This window comes from Rhodococcus sp. RCBS9, assembly GCF_029457415.1.
Classification (GTDB): domain Bacteria; phylum Actinomycetota; class Actinomycetes; order Mycobacteriales; family Mycobacteriaceae; genus Rhodococcus_F; species Rhodococcus_F qingshengii.
Map to the genome: position 1 here is coordinate 4,731,702 of NZ_CP120422.1, position 23,541 is coordinate 4,755,242.

The window sequence follows — 23,541 nt, forward strand, 5'->3', positions numbered from 1 at the left end:
TATGTGTGTCTGGAACAAGATTTCGCTTCCACGATTCAGCAAAGTGAACAGGGTCGCATCTCGCGACAGCAAGGCCACCGTGGAGGAGACGTGATGCTGCCGACAATCGTCGTTCGGGACGGGACTGTGCTCGATGGTAGAGGGAGCCCGCCCAGGAAAGCGGATGTTGCGATCTCCGGTGACACGATCGTGGAAGTCGGAACGATCGGTGCTGTGCCGGGGGCGATCGACATCGATGCTCGCGGTTGCATGGTGGCTCCCGGTTTTGTGAATGTGCTCAGCCATAGTTACCTCACGCTGCAGCAAGACCCACGAGGATTGTCGGACTTGTATCAGGGGGTCACAACCCAGGTCTTCGGTGAAGGCGTGTCTCTCGGACCGGTCACGGGTTCGATGACTCCGGCGATGCTCGGATTGGGCGCGATTCCAACTGGGGTGCAATCACATTGGCCGAGGTTGCATGATTTTCTCGAATCCTTGGAGACGAACGGCGTCGGTTTCAACGTGGCGAGCTTCGTCGGCGCGGCGAATCTGCGCATGGTGGTTGCGGGTGTGGACAATCGCCTGTTGAGTGAACAAGAGCTGGCCGAAGCGTGTGCCCTGCTCGACGAGGAGCTTGAAAATGGAGCTCTCGGAGTGGGTTCGGCTCTGATCTATCCACCCGGAAGCTATGCGGATTCCGGCGAGTTGCGAGCATTTTCGCAGGTGCTCGCCAGACACGATGCCGTCCATATCTGCCATCTCCGAAGCGAAGGGCAGAGGTTTCTCGAAAGCATCGAGGAACTGGTCGATATCGCTCGAACGACAGGAGCGCGCGGGGAGATCTACCACCTCAAGGTTGCTGGTAAGTCGCACTGGCACAAAATGTCCGAGGCCTTGCAATTGGTTGAGTCGGCTCGCGAGGACGGTGTGCGAATCACCGCGGACGTATATCCGTACGAGGCGGGGAACACGCTGCTCAGTGCCGCGTTGCCACCGGAGTTTCGGTGTCGTGACACGACGGCCGGGCGCACGCACCTGAACTCGACCGGTGTCCGAGAGCAGATCCGCGAGAGGATCCATCGTGAGGACGAGGACTGGGAGAATCTCTACGCTGCGTCCGGAGGCGCCGATGGGGTGACGATCTTGTCCGAGGTACCGGCACTCGGGATCCGAGCGGGGGAAGCTCTGGGATCTATTGCTCGGAGGATGGGGCATCACGACCCGGTAGACACCATACTGGCTGTTCTCGACGCTCTCCCCACAGCCGAGGCTGCCTATTTCATTGCGTCGGAGGACAACACGCGAACTGCCTTCGAGCGTCCCTGGGTTTCGGTTGGTTCCGATGCCGATGCTCAAAGCACGGAGACCCTTTTCGCGGGGCAACCCGTCCACCCCCGTTCATTCGGAACTTTCGCCCGTATTCTGAGCCGCTACACCCGCGGCATTGGCGGGCAATCAGTCGAGGAATGCGTTCGCCGAATGACCAGCCTTCCTGCTGAAAACTTCGGTTTGGCGAAGCGGGGCTACATTGCGCCAGGGGGATACGCCGATCTGGCGATCTTTGACCCCTCGCAGGTAGAGGATCTCGCGACATACGACAACCCAAGAGTGTATGCGACCGGAATGCGGCACGTTGTGGTCAATGGGCAACCGGCACTGTCGGACGGGGTGCCGACGGGGATGCTTGCAGGGCGCGCACTTCGGCGCTCGCGCAACGGGTTCGATGCAGTGAGGTGACGAGCTGGCACCGGGGTCAGCTCCGGATCGGCGAAGCGGCCACTGCCGGGAACGACCCTTCAGCGGCCACTTCGCCGGACCACGTGAGAGCCCTCAGAATTTCGCCGGGGTTTGCGGAACGATCATGGCCACCAGAGCCGCCGCAGCCGTCGCGCCGACCAGGACTCCGAACGCGGCCATGTACGAGAACTGGTCCACCATCCATCCCATCACGAGGGGGGTGATGAAACCGGCGAGCTGTCCACAACCGTTGATCAAACCCATTCCGGAACCGAGGAATTCGGCAGGCAATGCCCGCAACGGGAGGGCGAAGATCGACATCGAGCACAGTCCGCTGACGCCCATCGCGAGGGTTTGATAGAACGTGAACATCGCGACGGTATCGGTGGTAGTCATCAAGAACAGCAGAATGGCGGAGGTGGCCATGCACGGAACGAGCAGAATGCGCGCGCTGTCGTGAAAGTACTTGTCCACCAGACGTCCACCGACGACGATGGCCAATGCCGTGACGATGAACGGGATCGCCGCGAAGATTCCCGTATCGATCAGCGAGAGCCCCTTTTCGTTGAGGAGGTAGCTCGGCACCCAGGTCAACAGCCCATATCCGGCCATGTTAGCCAGGCAGAACAGAAGTGCGAACTTCCAGACCGAAACGGACTTGAATACCGCGGCGCGTGAGTGTTCACGGGCGAGCGGTTGCAGTGCGGCCTCCGGATCTTCCGTGATCTCTGTGTCCAGCGGCGCCGGGAGCACCAACCAGACGACTGTGCCGATCACGGCGCCGACTATGGCCACCAGCCAAAATGCGTCCCGCCAACCGACGGCCATGAGAACTGGGGCGATGATCAATGGTGCGATGCCGGGGCCCAGGTTGTTTGCACCGATCATGAAGCCCATGGCCGTGGCGCGAGTTTTCGGACGGGTTCGCTCAGCCAGAGCTTTGAACGACGCTGCTGGGAAGAGACCCTGGCTGAGCCCGAACATCGCACGCATGACCATCAGCGAGACGAGTCCCCAGGCGAATCCTGTCAGTGCGGTGAACACCGACCACAGGATCAACGCAACGATCAACAGTGGCCGGGGTCCGAATCGGTCGGCCAGCATGCCGCCGGGGACCTGCCCGAGCATGTAAAAGATGGCGAAGATCGACACGACTCCGCCCAATTGCGTATTACTGAGGGAGAATTCGTCTCCGATCATCGGCAGTGCAAGCCCGATCATCACGCGATCTATCATGTCGATCATCCAGATCGTACTGAGCAGCCCAACAGTCATAGTCGTTGTTCGACGAATTGACTTGTTGTCCAATATGTTTTGTATCGACTTGCCGCCGCTATGCGAGGGTTCCTCAACTGTGGCGCGTTCCGACTTCATCATGCCTCCTGAATTGCGTTGTGCCGCATGGACTGATGAAGTGTGGCAGCGGACACGTAGGCCGCATTGGTCCGTTCGGCCAATAACCGACCGAATGTTTCGTCGGGCGGTACAGCGTCACTCGGGTGAGATTCCGGGTGACGCTGTCACCAGAGCTTTAACTGCACAAAGCTCTGTCCACGGTGTCTACGACGTGTTGCGTGGCGGACGCAGTCGTGGGAAGAGCAGTCACCGCAAGGTTTAGGGCGCGCCCGTTGTCGGTGATGCCGCCGCGGGTCTCGTAACCGACTATGTCGCCGCCATGGCCCCAGTAGACCCCGCCGCACGAGAGAGTCCTGCTGGTGAGGCCGAGGCCGTACTCGAGTCCGGTGGGCCCGCCGACGTGGACGGTGGTACGCATCTGGTCGAGTTCGGCTGCGGGGAGCAGTCGTCCGTCGAGTAGCGCGTAGAGGAACTGGTTGAGGTCCGAGGTGGTGGAGATCAGCTGCCCTGCGGCCCATCCCCACGACGGGTCCATCTCTGTGACGTCACTCAGTGGGCTGTCTGGTGCGGTGCGGTGGTATCCCTTGGGATGGGGACCCCGGATGGTCATGTCTCCCGGGGGTGGGAAGTAGGTGTCGCGCAGGCCGATCGGCGCGAAGATACGTCGATTCATCTCCTCGGCGAGGGGGCGGCCGGTAACCTTCTGTACGAGTAGGCCGGCCAGAATGTAGTTGGTGTTGCTGTACCCCCAACTCGTTCCGGGCGGTGCGTCGGCGGGGTGTTGGAACGCGACGTCGAGCAAATCGTGGGGGTCGGCGTAGCGGTATCTGATCTCTTCGTCATTGACGTGTATTCCGTAATCGGGGAGTCCGCTGGTGTGTTGGAGGAGTTGGCGGATGGTGATGTTGTGGCCGTCGATCCCGTCTCCGCGGACGAGTCCGGGTAGGTAGGTCTCGATGGGGGTGTCGAGTTCGATCTTTCCTTCGGCGACCAGTTGCAGGACCACTACTGCGGTGAAGGTTTTGGTGTTGCTGCCGATTCGTATCTGGCCGTTGGGGGGTACCTCTGATCCGGTGGTCAGGTCACCGACTCCTGCGGTGTAGTTGTGGGAGTTGCCGTTTCGGTCTTGGATGCTTGCGAGGGCGGCGGGTAGTCCGTCCTCGCTCACCAGCGCGTCGAGGGAGCGTTGAACCGCGTCGGACTCGGTGGAGGAAGAACCGACGGTATCGGGACTGAGGGCGGATGACGGCGAGCAGGACGCCAGCGTCATGGCACCGAGGGCCGCCGCGGCAACGACCGAAAAGGTCCGGTGCCGTTTGCGGTCCTGCCGGCGATCTGAGGAAGGGAAGCCCTTTCGAATATTGTTACGCATCAGTAGAACTCCTGAGGATTGGTAGGTTCGGGACATCGTTCGCTCGGGAAGAATTGTTGTTCGATGTTGCGTGCGAAGTCGTGCACGAACATGTTTCCTTCACTTCTCGCACATCGCTGCGTCGACAACTCGCTGTGCTGCTACGAAGGCGTCCTCGCTCATCGGGATGTGATTGAGGGTGAGAGTCACAGCGCGTCCTGTGGTATCGACTCCGCCCGAGGTGCCGAAGCCGGGAATTCCGCCGCCGTGACCCCAGATCTCCTTCCCGCAGGAGCTGTTCACGCGGACTAGTCCGAGTCCGTAGCTGTCCTGCGGGCTCCTGTCGAACGGCACGGTGTGTTTCATCTCGGCGAGCCTGTCATTCGAGACGAGATCGCCGCGTAGCAAAGCCGTGAAGAAAGTGTTGAGGTCGGCGCCCGTTGCGACCATCGCACCTGCGGTGTCGGCCCACGACACGTCGCCATCGGTGACATCGACCTGAATGCCGTCAATCGGGTGATAGCCCTGTGCATGAGAACCGCGGATCTGTGTCTCGCGGGAGGCGGGAAAATAGGTGTCCATCAGTCCGAGCGGATCGATTATGCGGGTGGTGATCTCCTGCGCGGCAGGGCGTCCTGTGACCTTCTCGATGAGCATCCCGAGCAGAATGTAGTTCGTGTTCGAATAGACAGCCTTGTCTTTGGCTGCCGGGCCGGGTGGAAGAGACATCGCGATATCGACCAGTTCAGTGGGGGAGAAGTGCTCCGGTGGTTGTGCGCTTGTCCCCACCAGCAGCTGGCCGGGCTTGATGTCTTCCGGCCGTGCTCCGCCGGCGGCGAGGTAGTCCGTCAGTCCACTGGTGTGCTGCAAGAGATCTCGAATGGTGACTCGGTTGCCGTCGTTCCCGTTGCCTACGACCGTTCCGGGCAGGTAGTGCTCGATGCTCATATCGAGGTCGAGCAGTCCGTCGTCGACGAGTTGCATGACGACGGTCGAGACGAAGGCCTTTGTGTTGCTGCCGATTCGGACCCGCGCATCATCGGGGATAGGCTCGCCGGTGGCGGTGTTTCCCATTCCTGCACGAATGATGCGAGTGCCCCGCGACGGGTCGGAGATCACGAGTTGTGCGCCGGGGATCCCCTGCTCGATGACGCCGTCGAGCGCCTGTTGCACGGCAGCGTCGCTTTGCCGAGTGGAATCAGTGGAGTCAGTGGTGTCACCACATCCGCTCACGCCCAATATGAGGGCTGCAGCGGTGACTGCCGGAAGCACGGTGAGCAGGGGGCGACGTCGAAGGGTGGTCATTGGTTGTGGTCTCCTGTTCGTCGAATCTCGTGGTGAGTTCCACATGCAGAGAACAGTATTGATGTGCGTACGCGTCCTCCATGGTGCGAAGTGCAGTCTCTCGGTGGTGCGTGCCGGAGCGTACGGGGTGTAGCCGGCTGCACCTCGGAGTCCGGCGTCTCGCGGCCGATACTGTCGGTTTGACGAGCTATTTCGGAGTAGGCGGCCTTTGGTGATTGACAGGAGGCCTCAGCGACAAAGGGCGATATCCACCGCGTGTTCGAGTTTTCTCCGGGTGGCGTCGTCGACTACTTGCATGCTGACCGCGATGTTCGCTTCGCGTCCGTCGTCGGTAGCGCCCCCGCGTGTCTCGTATCCAGGGAAACTGCCGCCGTGGCTCCAGGACAGGCCGCCACACGGTAGCGGGCGGCTGACCAATCCAAGTCCGTAGCGGGCATCGGGTCCGAAGGTTTCCTCCGCGGGGACGGTAGTGCGCATCTGGTCGAGTTGGGCTGCGGGGAGCAGTCGTCCGTCGAGGAGTGCGTGGAGAAACTGGTTGAGGTCCGAGGTGGTGGAGATCAATTGCCCTGCGGCCCATCCCCACGAGGGGTCTATCTCTGTGATGTCGACGGGAGGCGCGTCCGATGACTCCCGGTAGTAGCCGCGGGGGTGAAGTTCCGAGATCTTCTCGTCGTATGGTTCAGGAAAGTATGTGTGCTGAAGATCGATCGGCGCGAAGATTCGCCGGTTCATCTCCTCGGCGAGGGGTTTTTCAGTGATCTTCTGTACGAGTAGGCCAGCGAGGACGTAGTTGGTGTTGCTGTACTTCCAACTCGTTCCGGGGGCGAAGTCGGCAGGATGTTCGAGCGCGATGTCGAGAAGTTCGCGTGGGTCGTAGTATCGGACTTCGTCTTCCAGGTAGTTGCTGTAGTTGGGGAGTCCGCTGGTGTGTTGGAGGAGTTGGCGGATGGTGATGTTGTGGCCGTCGATCCCGTCTCCGCGGACGAGTCCGGGTAGGTAGGTCTCGATGGGGGTGTCGAGTTCGATCTTTCCTTCGGCGACCAGTTGCAGGACCACTACTGCGGTGAAGGTTTTGGTGTTGCTGCCGATTCGTATCTGGCCGTTGGGGGGTACCTCTGATCCGGTGGTCAGGTCACCGACTCCTGCGGTGTAGTTGTGGGAGTTGCCGTTTCGGTCTTGGATGCTTGCGAGGGCGGCGGGTAGTCCGTCCTCGCTCACCAGTGCGTCGAGTGAGTGTTGAACCGCATCGTGCCGCGCAGCGACGGTATCGGCGGACGACGAGCACGCACCGAGGGTGACCACGCTGAGAGTCATTGCGACGGAACAGAGGGCGCGGTGCCGTTTCCGGCTTTGTCTTTGGGGTGAGGGAGGTTGGCCCTGTCGACTGTGGCGGCGCATCAGTAGAACTCCTTGGAGAGATTGATCGGTCTGGACACGATCCTGTCTGCTGGAGGATTGGTCGCGCATCGCTCCGACGCGGGAAAACCATCTCCCTCGATCGGGGGAGGCCATCGCCGAGCGGCCCAGTCATACTTGTCGAATCATGATCACAGGACTACGACCGCTGATGCGGGGCTCTACATACTCAGCTGTACTTTTCGCCTTTTGTGGTGTGTTGGCAAGCCTGCCACTTCTGGTGGTTGCGATGTTGCCTGCTCTCGCGTGGCAATCCGCACCCGAGTTCGTCCGGGTGCTTTCGGTCCTGCTCATATGGGTGACTTTGGTAGGAACACTCGGCCTGGTGCATCCTGTGCGACGCGCGCTCATCGTTACTGCCCGCCGACTGCTGCAGGTGTCGCTGCCGAGTCCAGCGCTCGGACACCGTACTCCTAACCTCTCGGAGATTGATCGCTGGCGGGCCCCGCTCTGGATTGTCCTGCATGTCATGGTGGGTTGGCTGGCGGCGCTCGCGACCAGCGTCCTTTTCATCATGGGGATTTCGCTCCCGGGGAACTGGCTCGGCGGCACGGCGCGAATCAGTCTGTTCGATACGTCGGTTGACGTGACGGGTGGATGGACCTGGATCGTGGCGGCCGGCTGCCTCCTGCTTGCGGTAGGAATTTGTGTCCTGGTGGCAACACTGCTGAGATGGCTGGCGCCACGACTGTTGGGGCCGTCCACGGCTGAACGGCTCGCGCTGGCGGAAGAACGTGAACTGCAACTGGCCGAACGTAATCGGGTCGCTCACGAGTTGCACGACTCGATCGGACACACGCTCACCGCCGCCACGATCCAGGCGGCGGTGGCCGGCGAGGTGCTTGCCTCCGATCCTGCCGCAGCGAGGGCCGCCATGCGTAGCATCGAGGAGTCGACACGGGCAGCGCTCGAGGACCTGGACTACGTACTGGGTGTACTTCGCGAGGAGAGGCCTGGGGCTGTACCTTCTCGGACGCTGTCGGACTTGCCTGCGTTAATTGATCGGTTGCGGCATGCGGGGGCGGTTGTGGAGGTGAACCTGTCGGGTGACCTTTCACAGATCCAGGGGACACTCTCTCGCGCGGCGTACCGGATCCTGCAAGAGGGGACGACCAATGCTCTGCGGCACGGGGACAGTGGGCCGATCGAAATCACGGTGGCAGTCGGCTCGGAGAGCGTCGAGCTCAGAGTGGTCAACAGCATCGGGGCAGTGACCGGGGGAAAGGCAGACGTAGTTCGAAGATCAGGGCGCGGCCTGGCAGGTTTGGCCGAGCGCGTGCGACTCTTGAACGGTGAGTTCAAGGCTGGACCGGACGGAGCCCAGGGCTGGCGATTGAGTGTTCAGTTGCCGGTACGGGTGGCACGATGACCGAAGCCAATTGGAGTGAGGACGCCGCCAAACCTGCAAGCATGCCAGTCACCCTGCTGATTGCGGATGACGACGACGTTACCCGCAGCGGCCTGCGTATGCTGCTCGCAGCTCAGCCCGGGATTGTGGTCGTCGGCGAGGCTTCCGACGGTATCGAAGCAGTGGAGCTTTCGCGGCAACTTCGTCCGGATGTGGTGCTGATGGACGTGCGGATGCCGCTGCGCAACGGAATAGAGGCAACTCGGCACCTCCAGGCCGAGTGCACCGAACCGCCGAAAGTCTTGGTAATCACCACTTTCGAAAACGATGGCTACGTCACGGCCGCACTCAGTGCGGGCGCGAGTGGCTTCGTGCTGAAGCGGCTCCCAGTCCCGCAGATCGCAGCGGCGGTACGTGTGGTGGCGGCGGGCGAAGTGATCCTGTTCCCTGCCGCGCTACGCCGGATGGTTACGCCCCGCCCGTTGGTCTCCGCTGAGGCGTTCCCGAATGCAGCGCTGACAGCAAAGGAGGAAGAGGTATTGCGGTTGATGGCCACCGGGCTGTGCAACTCGGATATTGCTCAGGTTCTGGTTGTGAGCCTGGAGACAGTGAAAACGCATGTCGGGAACGTGCTGGCAAAGCTCGGTGCTCAGAATCGGACGCACGCTGTCGTCATCGCCTACGAGTCTGGTCTGGTGGTCCCGGGGTCAGGCACCGATACGGAACCCTGTGCAACTGGCGGTTGATTGCTTTTGTCAGCGTGACCCGGTGAGGATTCGCCGACTGAACCTACAGATCCGTTCCTCTTGCCGAAACGCTCCGAGGCGAAGTCACACCACCGGTCACCAGTGCGTACCGGGCACGAGTCGGGCGGCACGACGGCCGAGTTTGCGGATGCGCGAGCGCGAGTGGTGCTGTCGCGCCGGTGTTGCCGGAGCGTCTGCCGGAGTTTCCTTGTCTACCTGACCCTTTGCCGCCGGAGAATCGGGGAAGGCCTGGTACATCTGGTTGAGAATTCGGTCCTTGGTGTGCGGTGCGAACAGGGTTCCCAGATCACCCAGGGTTCCCAGTGGTACGTCGATGCGTTTGGGGCGGTCGATCAGCGCGCGGATCACCATTGCCGCAGCCTTTTCCGGGCTGGTGATCGGGCCGTTGTTGTATTCGCCGGTCGGAGCGATCATCGGTGTTTCGACCAGCGGCATGTGGATGGTCGTGAAAGTGATTCCGTCCGACAGGGTTTCAGAGGCGGCTACGTCCGAGAAACCGTCGAGGGCGGCCTTGCTCGCCACGTAGGCCGAGAATCTAGGCGTTGCCGCCTGGACTCCCGCGCTGCTGATGTTCACGATGTGGCCGAAGCGGCGAGAACGCATGGTCGGTAACAAGGCGAGCACCAATCGCACAGCGCCGAAGTAGTTCACGGCCATCGTTCGTTCGTAGTCGTGGAAACGATCAGTGGAGTGGTAAATGCCGCGCCGGATGGATCGGCCCGCGTTGTTTACCAACATGTCTACGTGATCGTGTTCTGTCAGAATGCTTTTGATCGTGTGCTGGACCGACTCGTCGTCGGTGATGTCGCAGGGGTAACCGAACGCCTTGCCTCCGACTGATCGAATCTGCTGTACTGCGGCATCGAGTTCGTCGGTGCGGCGTGCGATCAGGAGAACGGTGGCGCCCTTCTGAGCGGCGGCAATGGCCGATGCCTTGCCGATTCCGGAAGAGCCTCCGGTGATCAGAACGATCCGACCCACGAGTGGTCCTTCGGGACTGTTACGTCGTGCGCGATTGGGATCGAGGTTTGCGCGCCAGTACTTCCACAACACAGTGGAGTACGACCCGAACTCGGGGACCGCCAGTCCTGATCCGGCCAGGGCGGCAACGGTTCTCGCGGAGGTGAATGTCGGCGCCATCGTCATGTTGTCGAGTAATGCTGCAGGCATGCCGATGCGATCGAGGAAGACCTTCCGCGCCGATTCTGCCGAATCCATCGGCAATGGCGAGACAAAGGGTTTGGCGATCACGCCCGGCAGGCTGAGTGCGGGCCGGGGCGCTCCGGCGGCCTTGGCGAGTCCGGCATAGATTTCGCGTACCGGTTGAGGTTTCGGATTCACGAGATGGAATGCTTCGCCGTCGTGGCCGGGCGCGTGCATCAATTCGACGAGGGCGGCGGCTACGTAATCGACGGGCACCACATTGGTTGCGCCGAGGTTGGGGATCGGGACGGGGAGTGCTGCAGGTAGTTTCGCGAGTAGCGCCAGTCCTGGAAACAAGTAGTACGGACCGTCGATCTTGTCCATCTCCCCGGTGACGGAGTTGCCGACCACGGCAGACGGTCGATAAACACGCCAGGTGAGGCCTTCTCGTTCTCGAACGAGCTTCTCGGCCTCGAACTTGGTTCGGTGGTACGGAGTGGGAAAGCCTTGACCGCAATCGAAATCGGTTTCGCTGAAGGTTCCCGGGTAGTCGCCCGCAACTGCGACTGATGACACGTGATGAAGGGTGGCTCCCAGCTGTGCGGCAAGGTCGGCCACGGAGCGTGTGCCCTCGACATTCGTCGAAGCCTGCTCGTCTCCGGCGGTGATGTCGTAGATCGCGCCGAGGTGAAGGACGTGGTCGGCAGGCGGGGGAGAGTCGATGCCCAGCCCCGGCTCGGTCAGATCTCCAATGAGTGGATGCACGCGATCGCCGCCGGGAATTGCCGACACCTGTTCTTCGAGTTTGGTTACAGAACCGGCTCTGACCAGCACATGGATCTGAGCAGTTTGATCACGCTCGAGCAGGAGTGGCAGTGCAACTCGTCCGAGAAATCCGGTACCGCAAGTGACGATGTATGTGGCCATAGTCGGTAACTTACTCCAAAGTAAGATCAGCGGCTAGAGGGAAACGAACATCAGTGCGTCATGACACCGTCCTCGGCGTCGAAGTCGATGCCCGCGGAGATGATTCCGGAGAACAAGAACGCGACGGCAAGCGCAAGAGCGGGGATTGCAAGGATCCATTCGAAAATTGTCATGCTCCAAGTCTGACGAAATCAGCTTCGGAGAACATCGCCCTGCGGAGCGATTTAGACGATCAGGCAGTCATCCTCGAGGACGACTGCCCGATCAGGGAAATCCACTAGGTCTGTTGCTGAAGAGTTTCGGGCGCAGTGGGGTGCGCGCTCGTCCTTGCGTCGCGTGACGTGATTTCGGATGAGATGTGGGCGGCCGTTGTTCCGAGGGTGTGAAGGCAATGCGCCGTCCGCCAGTAGACCGGCGCACCATCGTCGAGGCGATGGCGTGGACAGGCCGGCAAACCCTAGGCCGGTTCAGCGCCCGACAAGTCCTCGACCGCATACGGAGTCGTTCCTTCGAACAGAACACCGATCCCGAAAGGATCGGCCATCTCGAGCTTTGACTCAGCGAACCGCAGCAGCCAGGTTCCGTCAGCCCAGATCACCGCCTCAGGTTCGCCGAACAGTGACTCCGTGGCGTCCAACTCCACGAGTTCGGAGTGGCGGAGGCCGAACTGTGGCCCACGCAGCTGTTGACGCAGGTAATCGGCGGCGACTTCGGCAAACTCACCGAACCGGGCCATCACGGTCGCAGCGAGCTCACACACCGCAGACTCCGGCACGGTGGCCGGCTCGATAACCAGACTCACCGGCCTGGAGTCACCGACCCCCTGGACATCGATGCTCGATGTCCAGCACGCCAACGAATCGTCCGAGTCGACACGCGAAAACACTGCTGAGCCGACCACAACACTCTCAGGTAAGTCATCCACGACCCCTAGTCAAACACGGCTCTCCGCAGGATCCCAGGGACTCTTCAGCGACATGATCCAGTCGCGATCAGTGGCCGATGCCGACCTTCGCGTGAACCTTTTTCATCCACACAGGAGCCCACCAGTTCGCTTCGCCCATCAACTTCACGAGCGAGGGCACGAGCAACATGCGGATGATGGTCGCGTCGACGATCAGCGCGACGATCATGCCGACGCCCAGGAACTTCATCACTGACAGCCCTGACATTGCGAAGGCCCCCGTCACCACTATCAGGAGTAAGGCGGCAGCCGTCACGATGCGGCCGGTGCGCTCGGTTCCGAACTTGACCGCTTCCTCTGTCGTCGCTCCCGCGTTCTTGGCCTCGACCATCCGTGACATCAGGAAAACCTCGTAGTCCGTGGACAATCCGAACACCACCGCCAGGATGAGCACGACAAACGTCGCCTCCAGCGGAGTTTGACTGACCCCGAGGAGTTCGACGCCGTGTCCGTCCTGGAAGACGAAGGTGAGGACACCGAAGGTGGTCGCGAGACTCAGGGCTGCCATCAGCACCGCCTTGATCGGCAGCACCACCGAACCGAACGCGAGGAACAACAGGATCAGGGTGGATCCGACCATGATGAGGATCATCACCGGTAGCCAGTGCAGGACGGCGTTGTTGCCGTCGTCGACCATGGCTTGACCGCCGCCGACAAGCAGCACCGTTCCGTCGGGAGCGGAGATCGCACGCAGATCTGTCACTGCGGCGCTCTGTGATTGGGGTGTAGAGCCCTCGCTGTAGAGGGCCTGAACCGCGACGAGTTGATTGGTGCTCGCGACGACGGTCGCCTGACCGATGCCCTCGACTTGACCGGCGGACTCGGCGATCGCTGCACCTTCGGCCGGGGTGAGAGTGTTCCCGTCCTCGGCCTGAAGGATCATCGTTGCGCCATTTCCGGTTTGCGGGAAGTCGTTGACCAACGTGTCCATTGCGACGCGAGCGGGGTCGTTGTCCGGTAGTGCGGTGTACGAGAGCTCTCCCAGCCGGGCGCCGAGCAGCGGCGAGGCCATCACGAGCAGCACAGCCACGATTGTCACCGAGACTGCGACCGGACGCTTCATCACCCACGTGACGACGCGGCCCCAGAACTTGCGCGAGCGTTCCTCGCCGCGTTGCGCCGCATCCTTGCGCCATGTCAGGGCGTTGATGCGATACCCCAGAATGGCAAGTAGCGCAGGCACAGCGGTCAGCGACAGGACGGCCGCGCTCAATACCGCAGCGATCGCGCCGAAGCCCAGAGACCGGATGACGGCCTGGGGGAAAACGAGCATGCCGCTGAACGCACAGATCAGCAGTAGACCCGAGAACATGACGGTGCGACCCGCCGTCAGAACTGTCCGCTGAGCAGCCGCTCCCGGGTCCGAGCCCGAATTCAGTTCTTCACGGAACCGACCGACCACGAACAGTCCGTAGTCGATGGCCAGTCCCAACCCGAGAAGAGAAGCGACGTTGATCGAGAACGAGGACACATCGGTGATCAGCGTGAGGATTCGCAGAACCGCCAAAGCACTCAGGACACTGAGTACACCCACGAACACGGGCACGGCAGCAGCGACGATGCCGCCGAAGATGAAGACCAACAGCACCAGAGTGATCGGAATGGCGATGGCTTCGGCGACCACCAGGTCCTTCTCGAGCTTGGTGTTGAATGCGACGCCGACGACGGTGTTACCCGCGAATTGTGCCTCGGCACCTTCGACTTCGAGCTTCGGCAGGAGATCGGCGAAGGTGGCGGGCGTGACGCCCGAGTCCGGTGCCAACGTGATCGCAACGGCCGCCATGGATCCGTCGTTCGAGAGCAGGCTGGCCTTCGCTGCGGCGTCTGTTCCCCAATACGATTTCACCGAAGCGGTCGGCACTTCGGTTTTGAACTGGTCGATGGCGGCTGTCACTGCCGGCCCGATGTCGTCCAGAGTCTTGCCGTCCGTGGGCGAGTAGATCGCGATGATGTCCGGGGTCTGCGGTCCGAGATTGTCTTCGATGATGTCGGCGACCTTCGCGGAGTCGCTGCCCGGATCGATGAAGCCGCCCTGGCTGAGCTTGCCGAACACTCCGAGTCCCCACACCCCACTGATGAGAACTATCAGAACCGCGAGGCTCAGTACCCACCATTTCCGGGCGACGACGGTTTGGGCCCAGCGTGTCATGTATCAACTCCGGTGTGTGGGGGCGTCTGGCCAGATCGACTGTAGTGGGCGTTTGGTCTTGAATCGGAAACGTCATGCATACTGCTCGAAGCACTTGCAAGCCACGCGTGTGGGGGAAGCCGGTCCGAATCCGGCGCTGACCCGCAACGGTAGGTCGATTCTCGGTAGTCACCGAGTGTCGGCAAGCCCGATTACCCGCCGCGCGGTGTGCGACATCCATTCGTCGTGGTCTACGAAAAGGAAGTCCAGCAGGAGCTCTGGCCGAGGATCAGCGTGCGGGCGGAGTTGTCTGTCGGATCCTCATTCGTGGCTCAGAGCCCTTACGAGGTCCCCGTGTCACTTCAGTTCTCCCCGTCCCGCGCCGCCGCTGTTCTCATCGCGGTCGCCTTGGTTTCGGCAGGTTGTTCCAAAGGTCAGGAATCAGAGTCGGCGTCTGCTGCGGAATCCTTCGCACAGCCGGTGTCCGTGACCAACTGCGATCGCGAGATGACCTTCGATTCGCCGCCGCAGCGCATCGTGTCTTTGAACGGACACGTCACCGAAGCCCTCATCGAGATCGGCGCGGGTGATCGGATTGTCGGGCGGGCGTACAGCGACAACCCGCCAACTGCCGAGACCGCCGATGTATTCAACAAGATTCCCAGCCTTTCCGATACGTTCCCCAGCATGGAGCAGGTCCTCGACGTCGATCCGGACTTCGTGGTCGGAGGAATGACCAGTGCCTTCAACGAGAAGCAAGGCCGTTCCCGAGACGCTTTCGGCGAGCGCGGAATCAACACCTTCCTCTTCTCGGAATACTGTGGCACCGGGTTCCCCGACATCGGATTGCTCGAGAACGACTACACGCAACTCGGTCGAGTCCTGGGCGTCGAAGATTCCGCCCGCGAGGTCGCAGAGGAGATCAGCGATGGTCTCGATTCCGTCCGCGCTTCGGTCGGAGACGCGGCGCCGGTACCGACCTTCTTCTACGACAGCGGTGACCAGGTTCCGACGACCATCGGCGGAGTCGGCGTCGGTCAATTGGTCGCGGAATACTCCGGCGTCTCGAACATCTTCGCCGAAGGGACAAAGCCCTACATCGACGCATCGTGGGAAGCTGTTGCCGAGCGTGCACCCCAGGCGATCGTGGTCATCGACTACGGCGACAAGACCGCCGAGCAGAAGATCGACTTCCTCCGTGCCCAGCCGTTGATGGCGACCACCCCTGCTGTGCAGCAGAACCGGTTCGTCGTGGTTCCTCTCGCTGACCTGTTCGAGAGTTCACGGTTGGTGCGTTCGGCACAGACCATCGCAACAGCCTTCCATCCAGGCGCTGACGCGGCGAAGTGACCCGCACGCGTTACGGGTACGGCGCCCTGCTTGTCGGCTTGGCGGTCGCCTTGGCGATCGTCCTGGGGTTGGCCGTCTCCTTGGGATCGGTTCGCATTCCCGTCGGTGACGTCTGGGCGATAGTCGGAGCCCGTTTGGCGCCAGGGACTTTCGAGACGTGGTGGACCGCGGCGCGGGAGTCGATCGTGATCGACTCCCGCCTGCCACGTGCACTCACTGCCGCGGTAGTGGGTGCTTCGTTGGCCATGGCAGGTGCAGTTGCTCAAGCTGTCACCCGTAATCCGCTTGCCGATCCGTATCTGCTCGGAGTCTCGTCGGGCGCGGGATTCATGGTGGTGCTCGTGTCGGTGCTGGGTTTCGGCGCCGGCCTCCTCGGGGTTTTCACGATTCCGGTCGCAGCATTCGCCGGGGCGATGATCCCGTTGTTTCTCGCACTGCTGATCGGCGGCCGGTATCCGCAGCCGACCGCGATCATTTTGGTGGGTGTCGCGCTCGCCCAGATATTCTCGGCGCTCATCACCTTTTGCATCCTGGTATTGGCCGATGATCGGCACGTGACGTCGGTGATGCACTGGATTGCCGGCGGATTCGGTGATGCACGATGGTCGACGCTGATCTTCCCGACGATCACACTGGTCGTCGTCGGCACAGCCCTTCTGTTCAGTTCGCGATGGATGGACGTTTTGCAGACCGGTGACGACGGGGCTGCTGCACTCGGTATGAACGTCCGACGGTTCCGTGTGTTGTCCTTGCTCGCGGTCTCCGTACTGGCGGGCGCAGCAGTCAGCGTTGCCGGTGGAATCGGTTTCATCGGTCTGCTGATCCCGCATCTGGCCGGCTTCATCGTCGGCACCAGAGCAATTCGACTGCTCCCTGCTGCAGCCCTGCTGGGCGCCGTCGCGATGGTTGCCGCGGATACCGCTGCGCGCTCGGTGGCACAATCCACTGAAGTTCCGGTCGGAGTGATCACGGCCCTCGTGGGTGCACCGATCTTCGTCTGGATGCTCTACCGGCAGTATCGGAGGCTCGAGCAGTGACACAGGCCAGAACAGTGACACTCCCGAAAGACTCCGAAACTGCGCCCCTGCTCGAACTCGTCGAGACCCGGGCGCGGCTCGGAAATCGCGAAGTGTTGCGCGGCATCACTTTCGCAGTCAAGTCCGGTGAAATATTGGGCTTGGTCGGGCCGAACGGCAGTGGCAAGACGACGGCGCTGCGCTGCTGCTACAACGCTTTGACGCCGACAGGTGGCGCAGTTCTGATCGATCAAGTCGACTCGACGACGCTCTCGCGTAAGGACATCGCCCGAACTGTCTCGGCAAGTGTTCAAGAACCCACTGTCTCGGCAGGACTTTCGGTTCGTGAATCGATCGCGCTCGGACGAACTCCGCACCGCAGCTGGTTGGACCGAAGCACGGAGCGCGATACCACCATCGTGGACCGGTGCATCGAGCAGGTCGGTTTGGTCGAGCTTGCCGGACGAGACGTATCGACCCTGTCGGGTGGTGAGCGGCAACGTGTCTCGATAGCTCGCGCATTGGCTCAGGAGCCCAAGGTTCTGTTGTTGGACGAGCCGACCAATCATCTCGATCTTCGTCACCAGTTGATCGTGATGGAACTGCTTACCGAACTTGCGTCGGCGGGGCTCGCAGTTGTGGTCACGATGCACGATCTACGGTTGGCAGTCGAGTACTGCGACAACCTTGCCGTGCTCACCGAAGGTGAACTCCGCGCGTGTGGGTCTACGGTCGAGGTGTTGGACGAGCCGTTGTTGGCCGAGGTTTTCGGCATCAGGGCGCGAGTCGAACGCGGAGTACGTCCGCGGATGGAGATATTGGGGCTGGCATGACGGAATCGGTGGCCGGGATCTACGCCCGTATGGCAGTAGCTGTGCCGTTCTTCGACAACCTGAGCGCGTATCCGGATACGGTGCCCGCGGTGTTGATGACCGACCCCCAGTGGTTGGCAGCACGTGTCGCCGATACGGCAGAGCGATGGGGGAGTGCGGACAGTCGAGTGAACGGCACGTTGTGGTGGTACTCGGCCAGCTCGACGCTGACCGGCATTCCGATCGGAACCGGGATGGTCACCGGGTTCGCGGCCGATCCATCGTTGGACGGTGGGCGGATCTTCTTGCGTGACAACGGCTATCTGGGCGGTTTTGCTGCCGGATCGGTCATTCCGATCTCGCGGAGTGTGGCGGAGTTGGGCCACGCGATGTTCCGCTCGCTCAATCCCGTGATCGAGGTACTCGCCGAGGTGTCCGGCGTTCGGCAGCAGGCGCTGTGGGCGATCACGACGGACTCCATCGCCAATCGCAGCCTCGATGCCGCCGGTAATGCGCGGGAGCGCGGAAGTGCATTTGCGGCTGGCCTGATCGAAGTTCTCCGCGGTGAGAACCCGGGCATTCCGGTCCCGCGTTTCGTGGACGTGGATCGCAGAGAATCTGCTGTGCGCGTGGGTAATCCATTGACGCCGGTGGCATTCGGGCGACGCAGATTCACGCAGCGGGCGTCGTGCTGCCTGATCTACGAGGTACCCGGTGAAGGCAAATGCACCAGTTGCCCGAAGCGCGCACCCGAAGATCGGGTGCGCGCCTTGGCTGCTCTGGTGTGACTGTGGGTGGGCGGATTCAGGTGTTATCGGATCAGTGAGCTGCGACCTTGGAACGGTCGAGTCCCAGCGCGTCGGTCATCGTGAAGAACAGGTCCGTCTGGTCCGTGAGACCGCTGACGTTGGCCGCATGCGGGCCGAAAGCTGCTACGCGCAACTGAGTTCCGGTGTGTCCTTCGGACTCGACGGCCGGATCCTCGGACGTTCCGTAGCTGATCGTCATCTCCGAGCCGTCCTTCGTGGTCAGCTTGCGGGTCAGGCCGGGGTAGACGATTTCCTGGGCGCGCTCGACCGGGATGTTCTGGTCCTTGGCGATGGTGGCGATGTCGTCGGCGCTGACATTGGTGACGATCTGGCTGGTGTGAGCGTGGTCGGCTGTGACGATGACCAGGGTTTCTCCGTCGGTCTTCGCGAATTCGAGTGCCTTCTGCACAGCTTCGTCGAGGTCGACGGTTTCACCGATCTGACCGCATGCGTTGGCTGCGTGATCCTGCTTGTCGATCGAGGCACCTTCGACCTGGAGGAAGAATCCGTTGTCGTTGACCTTCAGTAGGTCGATGGCCTTCTGAGTCATGTCCGCGAGCTTGGGCACGTCGGAGGTTCGCTTGGGGTTGTCGACGCAGGTTTCGGCGGGTTGCAGGTAACCGTCACGGGTGGCGACAGAGCCTTCCCAGCGGACGGGCATGTTGCCGTCGGCGAACAAGCCGAGCACGGGTGCATCCTGATCGGCCTTGCCGACCTCGTTCATCTCGGCGGCGTTCTTCACCAGCTGGTAGCCACGGGCGGCGGCCTGCTCATTGAGCGTCTTGCCCTGCCAGTCACCGGCTTTCGCAGTCTCGGCGAAGGACTTGGCGCCGCCGGCAAAGGTGACGTCGGCGCGGGTGTCGAGGAGCTGTTCGCTGATCGATCCCTTGCCGCCGTTCTCGAGGGCGTTCTCCGGGCAGGACTTGGACGTCGCCTCCGGTCCGTAGCACTTGCGGCCACTGACGTGCGCGACCTGCACTGCGGGGGTGGCGTCCTGCACCTCGGCGGTGGAGACGTTGCCGGTGGCCTTGCCGTTCGCCTTGGCGATCTCGAGGACGGTCGACTGGGCCTGCCCCTTGATGTCGACCGAAATCGCGCCGTTGTAGGTCTTGGTGCCGGTGGACCATGCCGATCCGCTGGCTGCGGAGTCGGTGACGTAGTCGGGCTTGCCGTCCTTGGTCAGTGCGTAGTGCGTGTACTGGCCGGTGATCGGCAGGGCGTCGAGGCCGGGGAAGCTGCCCGCAGCGCCTTCGGCGTAGTTGCGTGCGGCGGTGATCTCCGAGTCGCCCATGCCGTCCCCGATCAGGAGGATGACGTTCTTCGCGCCGGAGGCATTGACGGCGTCGCGCACTGCGGCCGACTGATCACCGTCGATGCGACGAGCGCCACCGTTCGAGGACAGTTCGCCGGTCGCGGCGCGATCGACGGTCGCGCCGTTCGAGCCGGTGGCCTCGTCGGCGCTGCTGCTGCAGCCGGCAGCGGCCAGAACGGCGACGGCGCCGGCGACGGCCGTCAACCTACGTGTGTTGCGCGAGAACGACATACGAGTAGTACTCCTGGAAACAGTATGGATGGAGATTATGAACGCCGCTAATGATCTGGGGCGAAAGTGAACGGAGTGCAGACATGCGTACATCTGAATGTGACGAGACGGTGAGGGTTGAGATTCGCTCTGTTGACTGTGGGTGAGTGACCTGTCAGACTGAATCTGCATCGAACATCAGTTCGATGCATGTGGTGCGTCTTCCCTTTCGGCATCCTCGAGCAGTCGGTCGTCCCTGACGGCCGACTCGATCAGGTGCGAGGTCAGTGTGGGTTGGGGAAATGGGCCGCCGACGTGGTCCGAGATGGAACGGGTGCTTTCCGGACGACCCGGCCGTGTGGAACACGAGGATTTGTTTCCGGGCGATGGAAGCGACAGCCCCGCCTGGTCAAGAAAGCGCGGCGAGTACCACGCGGGCGAGCTCACCCGTGGTGCCGGTGTAGTTCCTTACGCAGAACTGCACGCTCACTCGGCCTTCAGTTTCCTCGACGGTGCATCACCGCCGGAAGAGCTGGTCGAGGAAGCAGTGCGTCTCGGGCTCGAAGCTATCGCCGTCACCGATCACGACGGCTTCTACGGCGTGGTGAGGTTTGCGGAAGCCGCACGTGAATGGGGAATGCGCACCGTGTTCGGGGCCGAGTTGTCTCTGGATTCGGTACCCAGAACCGGCACGGCAGATCCCGGTGGAACGCACCTCCTGGTACTTGCCCGTGGGCAGGAAGGGTATCGCCGGCTCTCGCGGGAGATCGCCGCCGCGCATCTGGCGGGCGGCGAGAAGGGCAAACTGCAGTACGACTACGACGTGCTGACCGAAGCGGCCGGTGGCCACTGGCAGATCCTGACCGGGTGCCGGAAAGGTCATGTGCGGCAAGCCTTGACGTCGGGTGGTCGCGAAGCAGCGGCGGATGCCTTGGGGGATCTGGTCGAGCGTTTCGGGGCGGAGCGAGTGTCGGTGGAACTCACTCATCATGGGTTGGCGGAGGACGACGAGCGCAATGCCGTTCTGGCCGAATTGGCGAGAGAGCATGGACTACGTACGGTGGCGACCACCGCCGCGCACTTCGCCGCTCCTCCGCGTCGACGCCTCGCCATGGCAATGGCGGCTGTGCGGTCGCGTCAAAGCTTGGACGAGGCAGCAGGATGGCTGGCCCCTACCGGCGGAGCGCACCTGCGGTCCGGCGCGGAGATGGCGGCACTGTTCTCGCTCTATCCCGAGGCTGTCAGTGGTGCCGCCGATCTTGGTCGTGAGTGCGCTTTCGATCTCAAGCTCATCGCGCCCAAATTGCCACCGTTCGACGTTCCCGCCGGGCATACCGAGGCGTCGTGGTTGCGTGAGCTCACCATGGTGGGGGCGCTGGAACGCTACGGACCGCCGGAAGGTGCACCGAAGGCATACAAACAGCTCGAACATGAACTTGCCATCATCGAGGGATTGAACTTTCCCGGATATTTCCTGGTGGTGCATGACATCGTGTCGTTCTGCAAGAACAACGACATCCTCTGTCAGGGAAGAGGTTCCGCTGCGAACTCGGCGGTGTGTTACGCGATCGGCATCACCAATGTCGATCCGGTTCGCAACAAACTGCTGTTCGAGAGGTTTCTTGCGCCTGAACGTGACGGCCCGCCGGACATCGACGTGGACATCGAGTCCGACCGCCGGGAAGAGGCGATCCAGCACGTGTACGCGAAGTACGGGCGTACGTATGCCGCGCAGGTAGCCAATGTCATCACCTATCGAGGAAAGTCGTCGGTGCGGGACATGGCTCGGGCGCTGGGCTTTTCGCAGGGCCAGCAAGATGCGTGGAGTAAGCAGGTCGGCCGGTGGGGCGGTATCGACAAGAATGCGGATACCGATATTCCGCGTCCGGTACTCGAACTGGCGGCGCAGATCGAAGGCTATCCGCGGCACCTCGGTATCCACTCGGGCGGCATGGTCATCTGCGATCGTCCCATCGCCGACGTCTGTCCGGTGGAGTGGGCGCGAATGGCCAATCGTAGTGTCCTGCAGTGGGACAAGGACGACTGTGCTGCCGCTGGGCTGGTCAAATTCGACCTGCTCGGCCTCGGCATGCTTTCTGCTTTGCACTACATGATGGATCTGGTGGCCGAACACAAAGGCATCACAGTCGATCTGGCGCAACTCGATCTGTCGGAAACGGCGGTGTACGAGATGCTGCAGCGGGCAGATTCGGTGGGGGTGTTCCAAGTGGAATCACGTGCGCAGATGGCGACACTGCCGCGTCTGAAGCCTCGAAACTTCTACGACCTGGTAGTCGAGGTCGCGCTCATCCGTCCGGGGCCGATTCAAGGCGGATCAGTGCATCCGTACATTCGTCGGCGCAACAAACTCGAACCTGTGTCCTACGACCATCCGTCGCTCGAGAAGGCACTCGAACGCACGTTGGGGGTTCCGCTGTTCCAGGAACAGTTGATGCAGATGGCCGTCGACGTTGCGGGCTTCACGCCGTCCGAGGCCGATCAATTGCGTCGGGCAATGGGATCGAAACGCTCCACCGAGAAGATGGAACAACTGCGCGCGAGGTTCTATCAGGGCATGCGAGACCTACACGGCATCGGTGACGAGGTTGCCGACCGGATCTACGAAAAGCTGTATGCATTCGCTAATTTCGGTTTCCCGGAAAGCCATTCACAGAGTTTTGCCGCGCTGGTCTTCTACTCCTCGTGGTTCAAACTTCATCATCCCGCTGCGTTCTGCGCCGGACTTCTGCGCGCGCAGCCCATGGGTTTCTACTCGCCGCAGTCCTTGGTTGCCGATGCGCGCCGGCACGGAGTGCAGGTACACGGTGCAGACATCAATGTCAGCCTCGCGCATGCCACCGTCGAGGCAGGTGGATTCGAGGTTCGGCTGGGGCTGGGGGAAGTGCGCAACATCGGCGATGCACTCGCCGAGAAAATTGTCGAACAGCGCGACCTCGGTGGACCGTTCACGTCGTTTCTCGATCTGACCGGGCGGGTGGAACTGACTACCGCACAAGCTGAATCGCTGGCGACCGCCGGTGCGCTAGCCAGCTTCGGTATCTCGCGTAGAGAAGCGCTGTGGGCAGCGGGCGCTGCGGCGGGGGAGCGCCCCGACCGCTTGCCCGGTATCGGTGCGTCGGTCACAGCTCCCACCCTGCCCGGCATGAGCGACGTCGAATTGGCGGCGGCGGATGTCTGGGCGACAGGAGTATCTCCCGACACGTACCCGACACAATTCCTCCGCCCACAGCTCGACGCGCTCGGCGTGGTGCCGGCGTCGAGACTTCTCGACATCCCGGACGGTGACCGTGTGCTGGTGGGGGGAGCAGTCACACACCGGCAGCGTCCGGCCACAGCTGCGGGCGTCACGTTCATCAACCTCGAGGACGAAACCGGCATGGTCAACGTCGTGTGTTCGGTGGGGTTGTGGGCAAAGTACCGAAAATTGGCAAATACGGCGCCGGCGTTGCTTATTCGAGGGAAGGTGCAGAATGCAGAAGGCGCTGTCACCGTCGTGGCAGACCGGATGCAGCTGATGGATCTGCGAGTAACTGCTAAATCGCGAGACTTCCGTTAACGCCTGATTCTGGCCACCGTGTTAGTGCCGA

General features: G+C 61.9%; 17 protein-coding genes and 1 riboswitch. Of the genes, 8 read left to right on the forward strand and 9 right to left on the reverse strand.

Annotated elements, in window-relative coordinates; all coding sequences use genetic code 11:
• Nucleotides 1-93 precede the first annotated feature (93 nt).
• On the forward strand, nt 94-1,719 hold the full coding sequence (locus P0M12_RS22175; RefSeq protein ID WP_007727452.1) for a D-aminoacylase: 1,626 nt from the start codon (nt 94-96) through the stop codon (nt 1,717-1,719).
• 93 nt (nt 1,720-1,812) lie between these two features.
• Here the strand turns inward: P0M12_RS22175 and P0M12_RS22180 are convergent, their stop codons facing one another.
• The 4 genes from P0M12_RS22180 to P0M12_RS22195 form a co-directional block, all read right to left on the reverse strand.
• Complete coding sequence (locus P0M12_RS22180; protein ID WP_238588030.1) at nt 1,813-2,955, reverse strand: MFS transporter; 1,143 nt, start codon at nt 2,953-2,955, stop codon at nt 1,813-1,815.
• A gap of 295 nt (nt 2,956-3,250) precedes the next feature.
• The gene (locus P0M12_RS22185; RefSeq protein WP_228232546.1) at nt 3,251-4,447 is read right to left on the reverse strand and encodes a serine hydrolase domain-containing protein; all 1,197 of its coding nucleotides are present in this window, start codon (nt 4,445-4,447) and stop codon (nt 3,251-3,253) included.
• 99 nt (nt 4,448-4,546) lie between these two features.
• Nucleotides 4,547-5,731, reverse strand: coding sequence for a serine hydrolase domain-containing protein (locus P0M12_RS22190; RefSeq protein WP_007733647.1), 1,185 nt, complete (start codon nt 5,729-5,731; stop codon nt 4,547-4,549).
• A 228-nt stretch (nt 5,732-5,959) separates the two neighbouring features.
• Nucleotides 5,960-7,045, reverse strand: a complete 1,086-nt coding sequence (locus P0M12_RS22195; protein WP_230359678.1) for a serine hydrolase domain-containing protein — start codon at nt 7,043-7,045, stop codon at nt 5,960-5,962.
• A gap of 301 nt (nt 7,046-7,346) precedes the next feature.
• Between P0M12_RS22195 and P0M12_RS22200 the strand changes: the two genes are divergently transcribed.
• The gene (locus P0M12_RS22200) at nt 7,347-8,516 is read left to right on the forward strand and encodes a histidine kinase (RefSeq protein ID WP_277376825.1); all 1,170 of its coding nucleotides are present in this window, start codon (nt 7,347-7,349) and stop codon (nt 8,514-8,516) included.
• 41 nt (nt 8,517-8,557) lie between these two features.
• On the forward strand, nt 8,558-9,241 hold the full coding sequence (locus tag P0M12_RS22205) for a response regulator transcription factor (protein ID WP_100245420.1): 684 nt from the start codon (nt 8,558-8,560) through the stop codon (nt 9,239-9,241).
• A 96-nt stretch (nt 9,242-9,337) separates the two neighbouring features.
• Here P0M12_RS22205 and P0M12_RS22210 read toward each other — a convergent pair whose 3' ends face one another.
• From P0M12_RS22210 to P0M12_RS22225, 4 genes are all read right to left on the reverse strand, one after another.
• Nucleotides 9,338-11,332 (reverse strand): SDR family oxidoreductase, encoded by a 1,995-nt coding sequence (locus P0M12_RS22210; protein ID WP_277376826.1) that lies wholly within the window; start codon nt 11,330-11,332, stop codon nt 9,338-9,340.
• Between the two features lie 50 nt (nt 11,333-11,382).
• A complete protein-coding gene (locus P0M12_RS22215; RefSeq protein WP_003940840.1) occupies nt 11,383-11,505 on the reverse strand; it encodes a hypothetical protein in 123 nt (40 codons plus the stop codon).
• A 284-nt stretch (nt 11,506-11,789) separates the two neighbouring features.
• On the reverse strand, nt 11,790-12,257 hold the full coding sequence (locus P0M12_RS22220) for a hypothetical protein (RefSeq protein ID WP_277376827.1): 468 nt from the start codon (nt 12,255-12,257) through the stop codon (nt 11,790-11,792).
• 67 nt (nt 12,258-12,324) lie between these two features.
• Nucleotides 12,325-14,445, reverse strand: a complete 2,121-nt coding sequence (locus tag P0M12_RS22225) for an MMPL family transporter (protein WP_277376828.1) — start codon at nt 14,443-14,445, stop codon at nt 12,325-12,327.
• A gap of 71 nt (nt 14,446-14,516) precedes the next feature.
• A riboswitch (cobalamin riboswitch) is annotated at nt 14,517-14,663 on the forward strand.
• Between the two features lie 115 nt (nt 14,664-14,778).
• On the opposite strand from P0M12_RS22225, the gene P0M12_RS22230 reads away from it, so the two are divergent.
• Genes P0M12_RS22230 through P0M12_RS22245 form a run of 4 tightly spaced genes read left to right on the forward strand, consistent with a single transcriptional unit; the run spans nt 14,779 to nt 18,390 of the window.
• Complete coding sequence (locus P0M12_RS22230) at nt 14,779-15,774, forward strand: ABC transporter substrate-binding protein (RefSeq protein ID WP_029254958.1); 996 nt, start codon at nt 14,779-14,781, stop codon at nt 15,772-15,774.
• Nucleotides 15,771-16,811, forward strand: coding sequence for an iron ABC transporter permease (locus P0M12_RS22235; protein WP_277376829.1), 1,041 nt, complete (start codon nt 15,771-15,773; stop codon nt 16,809-16,811). Before P0M12_RS22230 ends, P0M12_RS22235 begins: the two co-directional genes overlap by 4 nt.
• Nucleotides 16,812-16,825: 14 nt before the next feature.
• Nucleotides 16,826-17,623: an ABC transporter ATP-binding protein gene (locus P0M12_RS22240; protein ID WP_081305329.1), complete on the forward strand. Its 798-nt coding sequence runs from the start codon at nt 16,826-16,828 to the stop codon at nt 17,621-17,623.
• Complete coding sequence (locus P0M12_RS22245; protein ID WP_165638210.1) at nt 17,620-18,390, forward strand: (2Fe-2S)-binding protein; 771 nt, start codon at nt 17,620-17,622, stop codon at nt 18,388-18,390. The genes P0M12_RS22240 and P0M12_RS22245 overlap by 4 nt, the downstream gene beginning before the upstream one ends.
• 31 nt (nt 18,391-18,421) lie before the next feature.
• Here P0M12_RS22245 and phoA read toward each other — a convergent pair whose 3' ends face one another.
• Nucleotides 18,422-19,954 carry an alkaline phosphatase gene (gene phoA, locus P0M12_RS22250; RefSeq protein WP_003940796.1) on the reverse strand — a complete coding sequence of 511 codons (1,533 nt, stop codon included), beginning with the start codon at nt 19,952-19,954 and terminating at the stop codon, nt 18,422-18,424.
• Nucleotides 19,955-20,222: 268 nt separating this feature from the next.
• On the opposite strand from phoA, the gene P0M12_RS22255 reads away from it, so the two are divergent.
• The gene (locus tag P0M12_RS22255; RefSeq protein WP_037129108.1) at nt 20,223-23,510 is read left to right on the forward strand and encodes an error-prone DNA polymerase; all 3,288 of its coding nucleotides are present in this window, start codon (nt 20,223-20,225) and stop codon (nt 23,508-23,510) included.
• The last annotated feature ends 31 nt before the right edge of the window (nt 23,511-23,541 follow it).